Source organism: Nonomuraea sp. NPDC049378 (assembly GCF_055586745.1).
Genome location: NZ_JBVJHP010000014.1, coordinates 161,714 through 176,748 on the forward strand (window position 1 = coordinate 161,714; position 15,035 = coordinate 176,748).

The following is a 15,035-nucleotide window of genomic DNA, read 5'->3' on the forward strand; positions in this document are numbered from 1 at the left end:
CATTCTTCCCCCGGACCCTTGAGTCTCTCGCGTGTGCCGGTTGCCTGCCAGCACCGTACCCGGCATGTCCGAACATCGCCTTCCTGGGATAGTCCCGAGGCGATGTGACGCCGGTCACATTCGTGGAATCCATCCCTCTAGAACCCGCCGTCGCGCATGAGGAGGTTAGAGGCCCTCGAGGGATTCTGGCGAATCTCGCCGCGCGCCGGAGCGCACTTGAGCCAAGAGGCCACAACGGACGGGTGGACGGCCGGATGGACGTGCAGGTGCCGGGCGGCGGCTCCGGCGATGTACGGAGCGTAGGCGGAGTACGCGACTCCGGCCTTGGTGACCTGACAGGTCCGGGAATGCCCTGTTCCGACGACGAACACGCCCGATCGCACCAGAGCGCGTACGGCGGCGCGGAGAGCGGGGGAGTCGGCGCCGTCGATGGACAGGTTCGCGACGGAGGGCCCGCGCGCGTGCCTGCGGATCCAGTCGAGCCCCGCCAGCGCGTCGGCCAGCGTGCCCGAGCCGCCGCAGCCGAGCACGCGTACGGAGGCGATGCGGGCCCTGGGGGCGACGGCGTGGACGCGGCCCGCGGTGCGCGTGCCGTTGCCGGCGCAGTCGTGCCCGGTGCCGCCGGTGGCGTCGAAGGCCCGCCACGTCCGGTCGCCGAACTCGGGCCGTCCGGGGTCGAGGCCGCTGTCCACGACGTACACGGTGGTGCCCGCGCCGGTGGCCGCTGCGACTGCCGGGCCGGCCGGAGGGGGCTCGGCCCTCCTGCTCGTCATGGGATGGATCTGCCGGTCGGCCTCGATCGCGCGTACCCGCGGGTCGGCCCGGAGCCCGGCCAGTTCGGCGGCGGTGAGGAACGTGGCGAATCCCGGCAGCGCCGCGGTGTAGTAGCGGCGCACCCGCCACCGCGCCTCGCCGACGAGGGCGCGGGCGGCGCCTCGGCCGCGGGCGGTGACGATGTAGGGCCGGACGGGTTCGGTCACGGCGGGGCGCAGGGCGGTTCCCGAGGCGGGCGTCATGGCCAGCGGGATGGCGGTCGCGGCGGCCGTGGCCACAGCCGCGGCGAGGTAAACGGAGGGCAGGCCGAGTCGTCGGGGCACGAGCTACGAGGGTGCCTGTCGCGCACGTCACAAGAACATCGGGACACGCCGTCGCGTCTATTCCCGGGAAAGTTTTTACCGAACAACAACATGAGGGGACTGATCCGGGGGATGAGCGGCGAGCAGCGGACTTTTGAGCTGACCGTCCCACAGATCATGGGGAGCGCCCTGGCCGCGGTGACCGCGGCCGTGGCCGCCTCCTATCTCGGCGTCGCAGGGACAGTGATCGGCGCCGCGGTCGTCAGCGTGGCCAGCACGATCGCGGGCGCCGTCTACACGCACTATCTCGCGCGTACGTCAGACCGGGTCAGGCAGCGCACGCTGGTCGGGCGGAAGGTCGAGGGCGAGCCCGCAGGAGACGGGCCCGCCGGGCACGAGCCCGCGCAAGAGGCGGGCGACGAGGGGTCCACGCTCGTCATGCCGGCCGTCGGACCGGTCTGGCGCCTGCCGTCGTGGACGCGGTTAGGGGCGGCCTCGGCCGTGGTGTTCGCCCTCAGCATGGGCGGCATCCTGGTCTATCAGGCGGTGACCCGGCAGACGGTGCACGAACAGGTCACCGGCAAGCAGCCGAAGGGCGCGGACGAACGCCACGCGCCGATCGACCAGCGAGAGGAGGAGGACCGGCCCACCCGGGAGCCCGCGTACCAGCGCAGCAGGGTGACCCGCGAGCCCGCCACGCCGACGCCCACGCGGACACCCACGAGAACCCCGTCCCGGCGGCCCGAGCCCACGAAGACGGTCACGGTGAAGCCGTCCCCCACGGCCTCCACCACCACGCCGCCCGCGGTGGACGACCAGCCCGGCGTGGAGGCGCCGTCCGACGAGCCGCCGCTGACCCCGCCGGCGCTGGAAGAGGGCCCGGAACGCCCCGATCAGGCCGACCAGGTGGACACGCCCTCCGGCTATCCGAGCACGACGTCCAGGTAGGCGTTGCCGAACAGGCGCCGCGGGTCGAGCCGGTCGCGCAGCGCCTGGAAGTCCGCGAAGCGGGGGTAGGCCCCGGCCAGGGAGGCGGCGTCCCTGGTGTGCAGCTTGCCCCAGTGCGGCCGCCCGTCCAGCCGGGTCATGATCTCTTCGACGCCCGCGAAGTACGCCGGGTTGGGCGTCGGACGGTAGACGTGGCAGGCGACGTACGCCGACGGGCGGCCGTACGCGGTGGACAGCCAGGCGTCGCTGGGCGGCGTGACCCGCACCTCCACCGGGAAGGTGATCTTCCAGTCCATGCGTTCGACGAGGTCACGCGTCTCGCGCAGGGCCTGGGCCAGGCGCTCGCGGGGCACCGCGTACTCCATCTCGAGGAAGCGCACGTCGCGCCGCGCGGTGAAGATCTTGTACGACGTGTCCACCGACTCCGAGTCGCCCAGGACGGCCGCGCTGACCTCGTTGATGCGCGGGATGAGACGGGGGACACGGGCCCCGAGCGCGCAGGCCGCGCCGAAGACGGTGTTCTCCAGGAACACGTTGTCCAGCCACCACCTGACGGCGCCGGGCGGCCGGGCCGGGCCCGCGTCCCTGTTGCCCGTCTTGACCAGGCAGGCGTCGGTGTGCGGCAGCCAGAAGAAGTCGAGGTGCTCGTTCGCGGAGGTGAGCGCGTCGAGCGAGCCGAGGATCTCGCTGAGCGGTAGCTTGCGCCGCCGGTGGCGCAGCAGGAACGCGGGCTCCGCCCGGAAGGTCACGGCGGTCAGCACCCCGAGGGCGCCCAGCCCCACCCGGGCGGCGTCGAACAGGTCGTCGCCGGGCGAGACGGTCGCGACCGAGCCGTCGGCGAGCACCAGCTCCAGCTCGGCGACCTGGTCGGCGAGCCCGCCGCTGTCACGTCCCGTGCCGTGGGTGCCGGTCTGGATGGCGCCCGCGACGGTCTGCTCGGTGATGTCGCCCATGTTCGCGAGGGCGAGGCCGCGTTCGTCGAGGAGTTCGTTCAGCACCCGCAGCGGCGTGCCCGCCAGCACGGTGACGCGGTCGCCCGCGCATGACCTGATCCCGGTCAGCGCGGCCGGGCGCAGCATGATGCCGTCGGTGAGGGCCACTCCGGTGAAGGAGTGGCCCGTGCCGACCATGCGGACCCGCCGCCCGGAGGCGGCGGCGTCACGCACCGCGCGTACGACGTCCGCGACGGAGGCCGGCGTACGCACTTCCGCGGGGGTGCCCGACTGGTTGCGCGCCCAGTTCACGAAGGTCACGAGCACCCCTTCACCGTCTCGCCGGGTCAGTCGCGGGCGGGACTCACTTGTTCTCCCAGCCCGCGGGGACGGGGAAGACGTCGCCGGGCTCGAGCTTCACGTCCTGGCCCTTGAGCACCTCGGACACCGTCACGAGATGGTAGCCCTTCTTCTGCAGCGACTTGACGATCGCCGGCATCGAGTCGACGGTCTGCTTCACCCAGTCGTGCATGAGGACGATGCTGCCCGGCTTGGCCACCTCCATCGACTTCTTCTTGATGGCGGTCGCGTTCTTGGAGCTCCAGTCCTCGTTGCCGCCGGTCCACAGGATGATCGGCATGCCGAACTCGACGGCCACGTCGGAGACCGTCAGGTCGACCATGCCGTACGGCGGCCGCAGCAGCTTGGGCTCGACGCCCGCCGCCTTCTTCACCGCCTCCTGGGTCTTCTTGATCTCGGCCCTGACGTCCCACTTCTCGACCTTGCGGAAGTCGGGGTGGGTGTAGCTGTGGTTGCCGAGCTCGTGGCCCTCGGCGACCATGCGCTTGACGTAGGACGGGCGGCTCTTCACGTATTGGCCCTCAAGGAAGAACGTCGCCTTCGCGTCGTACTTCTTGAGCGTGTCGAGCAGCTTGCCCGCGTACTTGCCCGGTCCGTCGTCGAAGGTCAGGGCGACGCACTTGACCTGCGAGCAGTCGACCTCCTTCTTGGGGGCCTGGGCCAGTGCGGGCGTCGGTGCGAGGGTGACGCAGACAGCCGCGATAGCTAGCAGTGAACTGATTTGTCGGGACATAACTCGTAGCTTCCAGTGTGATGGGTGTTGCGAGGGATGTCCCGACGGTAGCGGATCAGCTCTTCGCGGGTGAAGGAGCCTCGGGAATTCTCAGCAGACCCGAACCTCCCATTCCCACGAGCGCGGCCAGAGCCGCCGCCCCCAGGGCGAAGCCGTAGGCGTTGGACGCGCCGTACGCCTCGGTGAGCCGCCCGCCCGCCCACGCGCCGACCGCCACGCCGAACCCGATGGAGGTCGAGACCCACGCCATACCCTCGGTGAGCAGCGACGGAGGCACCAGCCGTTGGGTGAGCGAGAAACCAGTGATGATCGTCGGCGAGATGGCGAAGCCGGCCAGGAACAGCGCGACCCCCATGATCCACGCGTTGCCGATGAACATGATCGGTGTCAGGCCCAGCACCAGCAGCCCGAGGGCGCTCACGAACCGTCCGCGCAGCGAGATCCTCCAGCTGCGCGACCCGAACCAGAGCGCCGACACCATCGACCCGCCCGCGAACGCCCCGACCAGGAACCCCGCGGCCGCCTTCACCCCGTGCTCCTCCGCGAAGGCCACCGTGACCAGGTCGACCGACCCGAACACCGCGCCCATCCCCAGGTAGACGCAGGACAGCAGGGCGATGCCGGGGATCAGGATGGGCGTGCCCGACGATGATGCGAGCCGCTGCACGGGCGGCTGGGTGTGCCGCTGCGCCGCCAGCGCCAGGCAGCCGAAGAGCATGCAGAGCAGGGCCACGGTCAGCCCGGCGAACGGGTTGACGCCCGTGGCGAGCATCGTGACGAGCACGGGGCCCGTGACGAACGTGACCTCGTCGACGACGGACTCGAACGCGAACGCGGTGTGCAGCTTGCCGGAGCCGCCGTGGATCAACGACCAGCGGGCCCGCACCATCGAGCCGATGGACAGCGAGGTGGCCCCGACCAGCAGGCCCGTGACGTAGAGGGTCCAGTGGGGCAGCCCGTAACCGGCGCACACCATGAGGCCGGCCAGCGCGAGGGCGTTGACGAGGGCGAACGGCGGGATCACCCGGTTCTGGCCGAACCTGTCGACGAGGCGGCCGGACAGCGGGGCGGCGATCGCGAACGACACGTTGGTGGTGGCTGCCACGGCGCCCGCGACGGCGTACGAGCCTGTCAGGGTCTGGACCAGCAGCACGACCCCGATGCCGAGCATCGACATCGGCATCCGCCCGACGAACCCCGCCAGCACGAACCCTGCGGTGCCGGGCCTCTCGAACAATCCTCTGTAAGGCCCGACCACGCCGTTTCCCCCTTACTTCAAGGACCTAACCATTGCGCACCGAGTGTCCGGACGGCAAGTGATATTTCCGGCGGGTGGGTTAACGTGTGCCGAGTGTCCGGTCTTCCCTCGTTCCGCGCGGTCATGCTCATGGTCATCGCCGTGCTCGTGGTCACCGTCGCGGCGGGTGGAGTCGTGGTGATCCTCGGCGACGACCTCGTCAGCACCAGTGGTCCGGCCGGCGAGCCCGGACGCGGCCCGCGCCCGCAGCAGCCCCGCCCCACATCCTCGCCCACGCCCCGCCTCGACCAGATCGTGCCCTCGGCCGAGCCGGTCAAGGACTTCGGCGAGGGAGGCCCGAGCGTCACGCCGACCCCGCCGCGCGTGCTGGCGATCACCCCGGCCGCCGTGCCCAAGCAGACGCGGTTCCGCCTCGGCGAGCTCGCGCACGTGCAGAAGGTGATCGTGGTGGACGCGGGCGCGGTCAAGGTGTCGGGCACCGGGCTGAACCTGCTCGCCGTCGACCCCTCCCACTTCCGCTCGTGGACGCCGGAGCCCGTCGCCGACCAGCCGGGCGTCTGGAGCGCGCTGACCAGGGGAGAGCTGGTGGCCGACGCCGGCACGATGCGCAAGTACGGGATGGTCCTCGGCGCCATGTACCAGGTGGACGGCGGCCCGAGGCTGCGCGTCGCCGCCTCGGCCACGCTCGGGCTCAAGGGCGTGGACGGGCTGGTGAGCGCCGATCTGGGCAGGTCGCTGGGATTCGCGCCCGGCGTGGCCGTGCTGCTGCACGGCAAGCCGGGCAAGATCAGCGAGTCGGGCGTGCGCAGGCTGCTCGGCAAGGACGCCCAGATCGTCCTGCTGGACGCCGCCGACCGCACCGCGAAGAAGCGGGTCCCCGAGCAGCAGCAGCCGAAGAGCGTCAACGTGGGCAGGCCCGGCAGCTACCTCGAGCTCTACAAGGCCTCCGCCACCCGCTGCCCCGGCCTGTCCTGGACGGTGCTGGCCGCGATCGGCCAGGTGGAGAGCAGCCACGGCCGCAACAACGGCCCGTCGAGCGCGGGCGCGCTCGGGCCCATGCAGTTCATGCCCGCCACCTGGAAGCACTACGGCGTCGACGGCGACGGCGACGGCAAGGCCGACATCTGGAGCCCGTACGACGCGGTGCCCGGCGCCGCCAACTACCTGTGCGCCAACGGGGCGGGCAAGGGCGGCGAGAAGTTGCGCAAGGCGATCTGGTTCTACAACCACTCGTGGGACTACGTGAACAAGGTCATGGGCATCGCCGAGGCCTACGCCCGCACCTACGCCTGAGGCCTGCGGCGGGGCGGCGGGCAGCAGGTCAGGGGACAGGGCTGCGGCTCCGGCTCGTCCATCAGCTCGCGCACCATCCAGACGAACCGCGGATGCGTGCCGGCCGTCGCCGCCCGCTCCATCGGCAGGCCCCGCTCGGCGGCCACCTGCCTGGCCTCCGTGTCGAGGTCGTAGACGACCTCCATGTGGTCGGAGACGAACCCGATCGGCACGAGCACCACGGACGGCGCGTCGGTCTTGCGCAGGAAGTCGCAGACGTCCGGCTCCAGCCACGGCACCTGCGGCGGGCCGCTGCGCGACTGCCACACCAGGTCCCACGGCTGGGTGCGGCCGAGCGCCTGGCTGACCAGTTCGGCGCTTCTGCGCAGCTGCGCTTCGTACAGGCCGCCGGACGGGCCGGCGGTCTCGGCCATCGAGACCGGGATGCTGTGGGCGGTGAACACCAGCCTGGCGTCGTCGTGGCCGCGGAGCCCGAGCCGCTCCAGCGCCGCGCGCGTGTGGCCGGCCATCGCGGCCACGAACCCCGGGTGCTCGCCGTAGTGGCGCATCTTGACCAGCTCGGGGCCGCCGTCGACGGAGATCCTGGCGATGTCCTCGTAGTATTGGCGGCAGCTCGAATAACCCGCGAACGCCGACGTGGCGAAGACCGCCGCCTTCTCGACCCCGTCGGCCTTCATCTGCCGCACGACGTCCTCGCCGAAGGGGCGCCAGTTGCGGTTGCCCCAGTAGACCGGCACGCCGGCGACCGGGCGCAGCGCCTCGACCAGGTCGCGGTTCTGCTGGTTGATCGGGCTGATGCCGCCGAAGCTCTGGTAGTGCTCGGCCACCTCGAGCAGCCGCTCGCGCGGCACGCCGCGCCCGCGCACCACGTTCTCCAGGAACGGCAGCACGTCGTCAGGACCTTCTGGACCGCCGAACGACAGGACCAGCAGGGCGTCGTAGTCTCCCACGAGACAACCCTATGAGGAGATGCCGCCGGTCCCCTCTTCAACCCGCGAGGGAGCGCCGTTGCCTGGACTGAGGAGCGGCGGGAGCGCAGCGACCAGAGCGACGAGGGAAGGCAACGGATATCAGCGACCGAGCCGCCTCACGCAGTGAGGCCATGGAAACGGACATCGGCGAGCGAGCCGCCTCACGCGGTGAGGCCATGGACAGGTAGGTTCGATCGGGTGAGCGCATTTAACGACATACGTGACTATGTGGCTATCCCTCGGGTTCTCTCGCTGCGGCTCTCGCCCGACGGCTCCAGGCTGATCTCCGCGGTCCAGTCCCTGAACGCCGACGGCAAGTCGTACGGCACCGCGCTCTGGGCGATCCCCGTCGACGGGGAGCCGCACCGCCTGACCCGCTCCGCGAAGGGCGAGTCCGGCGCCGTCTTCACCGACGCGGGCGACGTGCTGTTCACCTCGGCCCGCCCCGACCCCACCGTCAAGGACTCCACCGACGAGGTCGCCTCGTTGTGGCTGCTGCCCCGCGCGGGCGGCGAGGCCCGCCAGGTCGCCACCCGGCCCGGCGGCATCGCCGCGGTGCGCACGGCGGGCGACGTCGTCGTGTTCGCCGCCGACGTGCTGGACGGCGAGGCGGCCACCGAGGAGGAGCGGCGCAAGGCCCGCAAGGACGCCGGGATCAGCGCCGTCCTGTTCGAGAGCTACCCGGTCCGCTACTGGGACCACGACCTCGGCCCCGGGCGCACGCGCCTGTTCGCGGCCCGGCTCGGCGACGACCGGCTGGAGGACGTACGCGACCTGACCCCCGACGCGGGCGAGGCGCTGCGCGAGTGCGGCTTCGAGCTGACCCCCGACGGCGCCACCGTGATCTCCACCTGGCGCACCTACCTGCCGAAGGGGGAGTGGCGCACCGACCTCGTGGCCATCGATGTCGCCACGGGTGAGCGGCGGGTGCTGGTCAGCGAGGACCGTCACGACTTCGCCGGCCCGCTCGCGATCTCGCCCGACGGCCGCCGGATCGCCTGCTCCCGCGAGCGGTTCACCGGCCTGGAGGTCTCGGCGCGCAGCGAGTTGTGGATCGCCGACCTCGCCACCGGGCAGGGCCGCGCGTACGCGCCCGACCTGTTCCCCTCGGCCGTCGAGTGGGCGCCCGACTCCTCGGCCGTCTACCTCGCCGCCGACCACCAGGGACGCCGGCCGGTCTTCCGCGTCCCCGCGGCCGAGCCCGGTGCCGTGGTCAGGCTGACCGAGGACGACGCCTCCTACTCGAATCTGACCGTCTCCGCCGACGGCCACGCCGTCTACGCGCTGCGCAGCGGCGTCGGCATCGCGCCCGGCCCTGCCAGGATCGACGTGGCCACCGGCGAGATCGCCGACCTGCCCTCGCCCGCGCCGCGCCCCGAGGTGCCCGGCACGCTGACCGAGATCTCCGCCACCGCCGACGACGGCACCACGATCCGCGGCTGGCTCGTGCTGCCGGAGGGCGCCTCGGCCGACGCGCCCGCGCCGTTCCTGCTGTGGATCCACGGCGGTCCGGTCGCCTCCTGGAACGACTGGCAGTGGCGCTGGCAGGCGTGGATCATGGCCGCGCACGGATACGCCGTCCTCATGCCGGACCCGTGCCTGTCCACCGGCTACGGCCAGGAGATGATCGACCGCGGCTGGGGCAACTGGGGACCGCGCACCCAGGCCGACCTCGACGCGATCGTCGACGTGGCCCTGGCCAGGGACGACATCGACGCCGAGCGCATCGGCGCGATGGGCGGCTCGTACGGCGGCTACATGGCCAACTGGCTGGCCGGCCACAGCGACCGCTACCAGGCCATCGTCACCCACGCCTCCCTCTGGAACCTCGACCAGTTCGCCGGCACCACCGACGCCGCCATGTACTGGCAGCGCGAGTTCGGCGAGCCCGGCTCCGAGCGTTACTCGCTGCTGTCGCCGCACAACTCGCTCGACAAGATCACCACTCCGCTGCTCGTCATCCACGGCGACAAGGACTACCGCGTGCCCATCGGAGAGGGCCTGCGGCTCTGGTGGGACCTGCGGCGTACGGAGGTGGACGCGAAGTTCCTGTACTTCCCCGACGAGAACCACTGGATCCTCAAGCCGGGCAACGCCGTCGCCTGGTACGAGACGGTGCTCGCCTTCCTGTCCCAGCACGTGCTGGGACAGGAGTGGAAGCGTCCGGACTCGGTGGCCTGATGACCGACTTCCTGCGGCTGGCCGAGGACATCGCCCGCGAGGCGGGCGACATGCTCCTCGCCAAACGGCCCACCATGTCCGGAGAGATCGAGACCAAGTCCAGCCCCACCGATGTCGTCACCATCCTGGACAAGGCCTCGGAAGAGCTCATCCGCGAGCGCGTCCTGGCCGCCAGGCCGGACGACCGCATCCTGGGGGAGGAGGGCGGCGAGGCGCCCGGGGAGTCCGACGTGCGCTGGATCGTCGACCCGATCGACGGCACCGTCAACTTCCTGTACGGGCTGCCCGACTGGGCGGTGTCGATCGCCGTCGAGGTCAACGGCCAGGTCGTGGCCGGGGTCGTCAACGCGGCGCAGCGCGGCGAGGTCTACACCGCCGCGCTCGGCGAGGGCGCCTGGCTCGGCGGCGAGCGGCTGCGCTGCACCACGGGGGTGCCGCTCGCGCAGGCGCTGGTGGCGACCGGCTTCGGCTACTCGGTGAGCAGGCGCGCCGTCCAGGGCGAGGTGGTGGCCGCGGTGCTGCCGCGCGTGCGTGACATCAGGCGCGGCGGCTCGTGCGCGATCGACCTGTGCTCGCTGGCCGCCGGCCGCCTCGACGCGTACTACGAGCGCGGCATCAACCACTGGGACTTCGCCGCGGCCGGCCTGGTGGCGACGGAGTCGGGGGCCAGGCTCGGCGGGCTGCACGGCAGGCCCGTGAGCCCGGACTTCGCGCTGTGCGCCGCGCCCGGCCTGTTCGAGGAGTTGCACGACCTGCTCGCGCCGCTCGACCCCGAGCGGGATGCCTGAACGACAGGGGCGGGACGGGCCAGGGAACGACGAAACGGCCGGAGCGAAAGGCTCCGGCCGTTTTCGATCGGGTCAACGGGGCAAGGGAATGCCATGATCGTCGGCCAGCCGGCGCAGATCCTCGATCTCGGCGGTGAGCGTGTCGGCGAGGTAGTCGTCGCCGACGCTGCGGGCCTCACGGAGGCCCTCGTAAGCCTGGTCGAGGCGGTGTTCGATCGTGGTCGTGAACTCGCCCATCTCACCTACTCTCTAGGGGTTCGACTCGTGTGGGAGCGACGCACGCCCATTGCCGGTTGATGTCCGGGCGATGGGTGTCCCGCAGGCATACCCCGGGTCATCCTCCCCCGAAACATGAATTTCGCCGTGCTCTGCCTCACCCTGGCGTCACCAACCCCTTGACATGCCTTACCGTGCGCTTATCGACGCTGTGGACAGAATGTGGGACCGGATCCGGAAAGAGGTGTGCCAGGCGTGCGGGTGCTGGTGGTTGAGGACGAGCGTGTGCTCGCCGACGCGATCGCGACAGGGCTCAGGCGCGAGGCCATGGCGGTGGACGTGGCCTATGACGGCGGGGGCGCGCTGGAACGCACCTCGTACATCGACTACGACGTGATCGTGCTCGACCGTGACCTGCCGGTCGTGCACGGTGACGAGGTGTGCCGGCGGCTGGTGGAGCAGCGGAGCGCCTCGCGCATCCTCATGCTGACCGCGTCGGGCGACGTGGACGACAAGGTGGAGGGGCTCGGCCTGGGGGCCGACGACTACCTCGCCAAGCCGTTCGTGTTCGTCGAGCTGGTCGCCAGGGTGCGCGCGCTCGGCCGCCGCTCCGCGCCCGCGCTGCCCCCCGTCCTCGATCGGGCCGGGATCCGGCTCGACCCGGGCAAGCGGCTCGTGCAGCGCGACGGCAAGGAGATCGTGCTGACCAAGAAGGAGTTCGCGGTCCTCGAGGAGCTGATGCGCGCCGAGGGCGCCGTGGTCAGCCAGGAGGACCTGCTGGACAAGGCATGGGACGAGAACATCGACCCGTTCACCAACGTGGTCCGCGTGACCATGATGACGTTGAGGAAGAAGCTGGGCGAGCCTCAGGTGATCGAGACCGTCCCAGGGGTGGGGTACAAGTTGTGACTGAACGGCCAGAGCGGCAGGCGGGGCCGACGCATCCGATGATCAGCCCGCACTCCGCCAGGAAGGCGACACGCGTGCAGGAGGCGCCGCCGCCCAGCGGGCCGCCGTCCTGGGACGGCCCGCCCCCGCCGGCGCAGAGACCGGTGCAGCGCACGCCGATGGAGCGGATGAGGGACCTGCCGGGCAGGGTCAGCATCCGGTGGCGGCTGACGCTCACCTACGGCGCGCTCGTCTTCGTGGCCGCCGCCGTGCTGCTGCTCTCGGTCTATGTCATCGTCGGCTCGGCGATCGACTACGCCTGGCCCTCCATCGAATGGGGGCTCAATCCCGTCCAGAACGCCCAGCTCGACGCCGCGTGGCAGGAGTCACAGCGGCAGGCGGTGCAGGACGCCCGCGACGCCCTGTTCGGCAGCGCCTTCCTCGCGCTGCTCGGCGTCGGCATCCTCGCGCTCATCATCGGCTATTTCGTCGCCGACCGGGCGCTGCGGCCGGTGGCGCAGATGACCGGCACGGCGCGCAAGCTCTCCGAGAGCACCCTGGCCCACCAGCGCATCGCCCTGGAGGGCCCCAACGACGAGCTGAAGGAGCTGGCCGACACCTTCGACGCCATGCTCACCAGGCTCAACATCGCCTTCGACACCCAGCGCAGATTCGTGGCCAACGCCTCCCACGAACTGCGCACGCCGCTCACGATCAACCGGACGGTCCTGGAGATCGCCCTGTCGGATCCCGAGGCGTCGGAGGACCTCAAAGCGCTCGGCCGTACCCTCCTCGAAGTCAACGCGCGTAACGAGAAGCTCATCGAAGGCCTCCTGCTGCTCGCCAGGAGCGAGCGGGAGCTCGCGGTGCGCAAGCCGCTGGACGTTCAGGAAGTCGCTCAGACGGCCGTGGAACAGGTCGTGCCCTTCGCCCAGGAACACGGGGTCACCGTGACGACCGAACTGGTCAGCGCGCCTACCATAGGCGACCCGGTGCTGCTGGAACGCTCCGTCAGCAACCTGCTCGAGAACGCCGTGAAGTACAACATTCCCGAAAACGGAAAAGTATGGATCCGGACGGGAATGGCGGACGGTGGCTTGGTTGTTCAGGTGGCCAACACGGGACAGCACGTCCCGGCGTACGAGGTGAACAGCCTGTTCGAGCCGTTCAGGAGGCTCCACTCCGACCGGGTGGATTCGGCCAAGGGATCGGGTCTCGGGCTGTCCATCGTCCGTGCGGTCGTACAGGCCCACGGCGGAAACGTGACCGCCGTGCCGCGTGATGGTGGAGGGCTGGTCGTGACCATTCGGCTTCCGAGACGCTGACCCGCGCGTCGCCGCGTCGCGTTCGTGCGCGTGTTGAGGAGCGGGGGGCGTCTCATTGGTGCCGCACATGTGGTTGGATGTGCCGTCGAACACGGTGGTGCATGACGCCAAGGCTGTGGGTTTCGCCATATTTGGCTAACCATTGCCCTCGGCAGCAGGCCCTGACGTGTTGGGAGGTTCGTTGTCCGTTTCCTCGGGGTACCGATGGGAAATCTCTCCGGCGGAACGGGCACAAGACGGGCCTCCCGGACGTTAGAAGACGCGCGACGAGCGCGAAGACATATGGATGAGGGGGATGGAGTAAGCACAATGGCTACCGACTACGACAGCCCGCGCAAGACAGACGACGACCTGGGGGAGGACAGCCTCCAGGAGCTCCAGGCGCGGCGCACCGACAAGTCGTCCGGCAGCATCGACATCGACGAGACCGACCTGGCCGAGTCGCTGGAACTGCCCGGTGCCGACCTGTCGAACGAAGAGCTGTCCCTGAGGGTGATCCCCCGCCAGGCGGACGAGTTCACCTGCTCGCGCTGCTTCCTGGTGCACCACCGAAGCCAGCTGGCCTCCGAGAGGAACGGCCAGCAGGTCTGCCGGGAGTGCGCCGCCTAGTCAGAGGAGGCATCGCGTGGCCGAGACCGAGAGAGAACATCATGAGGGCAACGAGATCGCCGACCCCGATCGCGAGGTCGGCGAGCTCGTAGGCAAGCTCACCAGGCCGGGTGAGCTCGAGCCGGCCGAGCGGCGCAGGTTGCTCGGCCGTCTAGCCCAGGCCCTGTCCTCCGGGGCGAAGCGGGCACGCGTGACCGGCGCGGGCCGTGGCCGCTGGCTGGCGGACGTCTTCCTCAACATCGCGCCCCGCATCCCGATCAGAGACCTGCACACCCTCTCCGACCACCACCACGGCCTCACCGGCGAGGAACTCGCCGACGACCTCGTACGCACCGCCCAGAAGGCCACGATGACCGTCGGCGCCATCGGCGGGGCGCTCGCGGCGGCCGAGTTCGCAGCACCACCTCTCCTGCTCTCCGCCCCCGCCCAGCTCGTCGCCGAGACCATCGTCGTCGCCGCCGTCGAGGTCAAGCTCCTGGCCGAGCTGCACGAGGTCTACGGCGTTCACGTCCAGGGCACAGGAGCACAGCGCGCGGTCGCCTTCACGGCCGCCTGGGCCAAGCAGCGTGGCATCGACCCCCTCACTCCCGCCTCCGTCTCGATCGCCCTCGGCGCCGCCACGAAGACCGCCCTGCGCAACCGCCTGCTCCGCACGCTCGGCCGCCACCTGACCACGCTGGGCCCGTTCCTCACCGGAGCGGTCGCCGGCGGCGCGCTCAACCGCATGGCGACCAAGAAACTCGGCCAGGCCGTACGCGACGACCTGCGCGTCAAGCGGACGTTACCCGCAGGCGAGCAGCCCGAGCTCCGCAAGCCCCACGAGCTCCGCGAGCTCGGCCACGGCAAGCGCGACGAGCTAGACCCTTAACCCGGTGAACGCCATCGTGAGCAGGGCGTCGGCCACGTCGTCCGACGAGGCCCCGCGCGACGGCTGATACCAGTCGGCGATCGAGTTGACCGTCCCGAACAACAGCCGCGTCACGAGCCCCGGATCCAGGTCCGGCCTGATGCTCCCCTCCGCCGCCGCCTCCTTGACCAGGCGGCTGATGAAGGCGTCGAACTCCCGCCGCCGCTCCAGCGCCACCTGCTCCGTCCGGCTGTTGCCGCGCACCCTCAGCAGCAGCGTCACGTAGGGCAGCCGGTCAACCAGGATGCGCACGCTCTGCCGCACGACCCACTCCAGGCGCTCGATCGCGGGGCCGGAGGTGGCCCGCTCGTCGGCGACCATCTCGGACAGCCCGTCGAGAGCCCGGTCGAGAGCCCGGCCGAGCAGCTGCTCCTTGCCGGGCACGTGGTAATAGATGGCCGACTTGGTGACGCCGAGCGCTCTGGCCAGATCTTCCATGCTCGTCCCGTCGTAGCCGCGCTCGTTGAAGACGCTCACGGCGATGGAGAGCACGGACTCGGGGTCGTGCCCCCGCCGGCGCTGGCGGGTGGGGGTCGGGATGGCCATGTCG

15 protein-coding genes are annotated in these 15,035 nt (G+C 70.8%); 8 read left to right on the plus strand and 7 right to left on the minus strand.

Features of this window, described 5'->3' with window-relative positions; translation table 11 throughout:
* Positions 1-137 precede the first annotated feature (137 nt).
* Positions 138-1,097 (minus strand): protease inhibitor I9 family protein, encoded by a 960-nt coding sequence (locus ACZ6SA_RS29445; RefSeq protein ID WP_465831725.1) that lies wholly within the window; start codon positions 1,095-1,097, stop codon positions 138-140.
* Between the two features lie 90 nt (positions 1,098-1,187).
* Between ACZ6SA_RS29445 and ACZ6SA_RS29450 the strand changes: the two genes are divergently transcribed.
* Positions 1,188-2,024, plus strand: coding sequence for a hypothetical protein (locus ACZ6SA_RS29450; protein ID WP_465831727.1), 837 nt, complete (start codon positions 1,188-1,190; stop codon positions 2,022-2,024).
* Here the strand turns inward: ACZ6SA_RS29450 and ACZ6SA_RS29455 are convergent.
* The 3 genes from ACZ6SA_RS29455 to ACZ6SA_RS29465 are packed head-to-tail and all read right to left on the minus strand — an operon-like array spanning position 2,000 to position 5,307.
* Entirely contained in the window at positions 2,000-3,277 is a 1,278-nt protein-coding gene (locus ACZ6SA_RS29455; RefSeq protein ID WP_465831729.1) for a D-arabinono-1,4-lactone oxidase, read from the minus strand. The two genes, ACZ6SA_RS29450 and ACZ6SA_RS29455, sit on opposite strands and share 25 nt — an antisense overlap.
* A 43-nt stretch (positions 3,278-3,320) precedes the next feature.
* Positions 3,321-4,049 (minus strand): polysaccharide deacetylase family protein, encoded by a 729-nt coding sequence (locus ACZ6SA_RS29460; RefSeq protein ID WP_347646846.1) that lies wholly within the window; start codon positions 4,047-4,049, stop codon positions 3,321-3,323.
* Between the two features lie 55 nt (positions 4,050-4,104).
* The gene (locus ACZ6SA_RS29465) at positions 4,105-5,307 is read right to left on the minus strand and encodes an MFS transporter (RefSeq protein WP_347646845.1); all 1,203 of its coding nucleotides are present in this window, start codon (positions 5,305-5,307) and stop codon (positions 4,105-4,107) included.
* Between the two features lie 93 nt (positions 5,308-5,400).
* Between ACZ6SA_RS29465 and ACZ6SA_RS29470 the strand changes: the two genes are divergently transcribed.
* The gene (locus ACZ6SA_RS29470) at positions 5,401-6,600 is read left to right on the plus strand and encodes a lytic transglycosylase domain-containing protein (protein WP_465831732.1); all 1,200 of its coding nucleotides are present in this window, start codon (positions 5,401-5,403) and stop codon (positions 6,598-6,600) included.
* Here the strand turns inward: ACZ6SA_RS29470 and ACZ6SA_RS29475 are convergent.
* Positions 6,591-7,550: a ferrochelatase gene (locus ACZ6SA_RS29475; RefSeq protein ID WP_465831734.1), complete on the minus strand. Its 960-nt coding sequence runs from the start codon at positions 7,548-7,550 to the stop codon at positions 6,591-6,593. The genes ACZ6SA_RS29470 and ACZ6SA_RS29475 overlap by 10 nt on opposite strands.
* A 249-nt stretch (positions 7,551-7,799) precedes the next feature.
* Between ACZ6SA_RS29475 and ACZ6SA_RS29480 the strand changes: the two genes are divergently transcribed.
* Positions 7,800-9,752, plus strand: coding sequence for a S9 family peptidase (locus tag ACZ6SA_RS29480; protein WP_465831736.1), 1,953 nt, complete (start codon positions 7,800-7,802; stop codon positions 9,750-9,752).
* Positions 9,752-10,540 (plus strand): inositol monophosphatase family protein, encoded by a 789-nt coding sequence (locus tag ACZ6SA_RS29485; RefSeq protein ID WP_347646841.1) that lies wholly within the window; start codon positions 9,752-9,754, stop codon positions 10,538-10,540. The genes ACZ6SA_RS29480 and ACZ6SA_RS29485 overlap by 1 nt, the downstream gene beginning before the upstream one ends.
* A 72-nt stretch (positions 10,541-10,612) precedes the next feature.
* On the opposite strand, the gene ACZ6SA_RS29490 is transcribed toward ACZ6SA_RS29485, so the two are convergent.
* Complete coding sequence (locus ACZ6SA_RS29490; RefSeq protein WP_397132510.1) at positions 10,613-10,777, minus strand: hypothetical protein; 165 nt, start codon at positions 10,775-10,777, stop codon at positions 10,613-10,615.
* Between the two features lie 234 nt (positions 10,778-11,011).
* Here ACZ6SA_RS29490 and ACZ6SA_RS29495 point away from each other — a divergent pair, with 234 nt between their 5' ends.
* The 4 genes from ACZ6SA_RS29495 (at position 11,012) to ACZ6SA_RS29510 (ending at position 14,446) form a co-directional block, all read left to right on the plus strand.
* Positions 11,012-11,665 carry a response regulator transcription factor gene (locus ACZ6SA_RS29495; RefSeq protein ID WP_347646840.1) on the plus strand — a complete coding sequence of 218 codons (654 nt, stop codon included), beginning with the start codon at positions 11,012-11,014 and terminating at the stop codon, positions 11,663-11,665.
* A gap of 38 nt (positions 11,666-11,703) precedes the next feature.
* On the plus strand, positions 11,704-12,969 hold the full coding sequence (locus tag ACZ6SA_RS29500) for a sensor histidine kinase (RefSeq protein ID WP_443151455.1): 1,266 nt from the start codon (positions 11,704-11,706) through the stop codon (positions 12,967-12,969).
* Between the two features lie 309 nt (positions 12,970-13,278).
* Positions 13,279-13,578 (plus strand): DUF4193 domain-containing protein, encoded by a 300-nt coding sequence (locus ACZ6SA_RS29505; RefSeq protein WP_090929286.1) that lies wholly within the window; start codon positions 13,279-13,281, stop codon positions 13,576-13,578.
* A 16-nt stretch (positions 13,579-13,594) separates the two neighbouring features.
* Positions 13,595-14,446, plus strand: a complete 852-nt coding sequence (locus tag ACZ6SA_RS29510; RefSeq protein ID WP_347646838.1) for a hypothetical protein — start codon at positions 13,595-13,597, stop codon at positions 14,444-14,446.
* Here the strand turns inward: ACZ6SA_RS29510 and ACZ6SA_RS29515 are convergent.
* Positions 14,435-15,031 (minus strand): TetR/AcrR family transcriptional regulator, encoded by a 597-nt coding sequence (locus tag ACZ6SA_RS29515; protein WP_443151140.1) that lies wholly within the window; start codon positions 15,029-15,031, stop codon positions 14,435-14,437. The genes ACZ6SA_RS29510 and ACZ6SA_RS29515 overlap by 12 nt on opposite strands.
* Positions 15,032-15,035 lie beyond the last annotated feature (4 nt).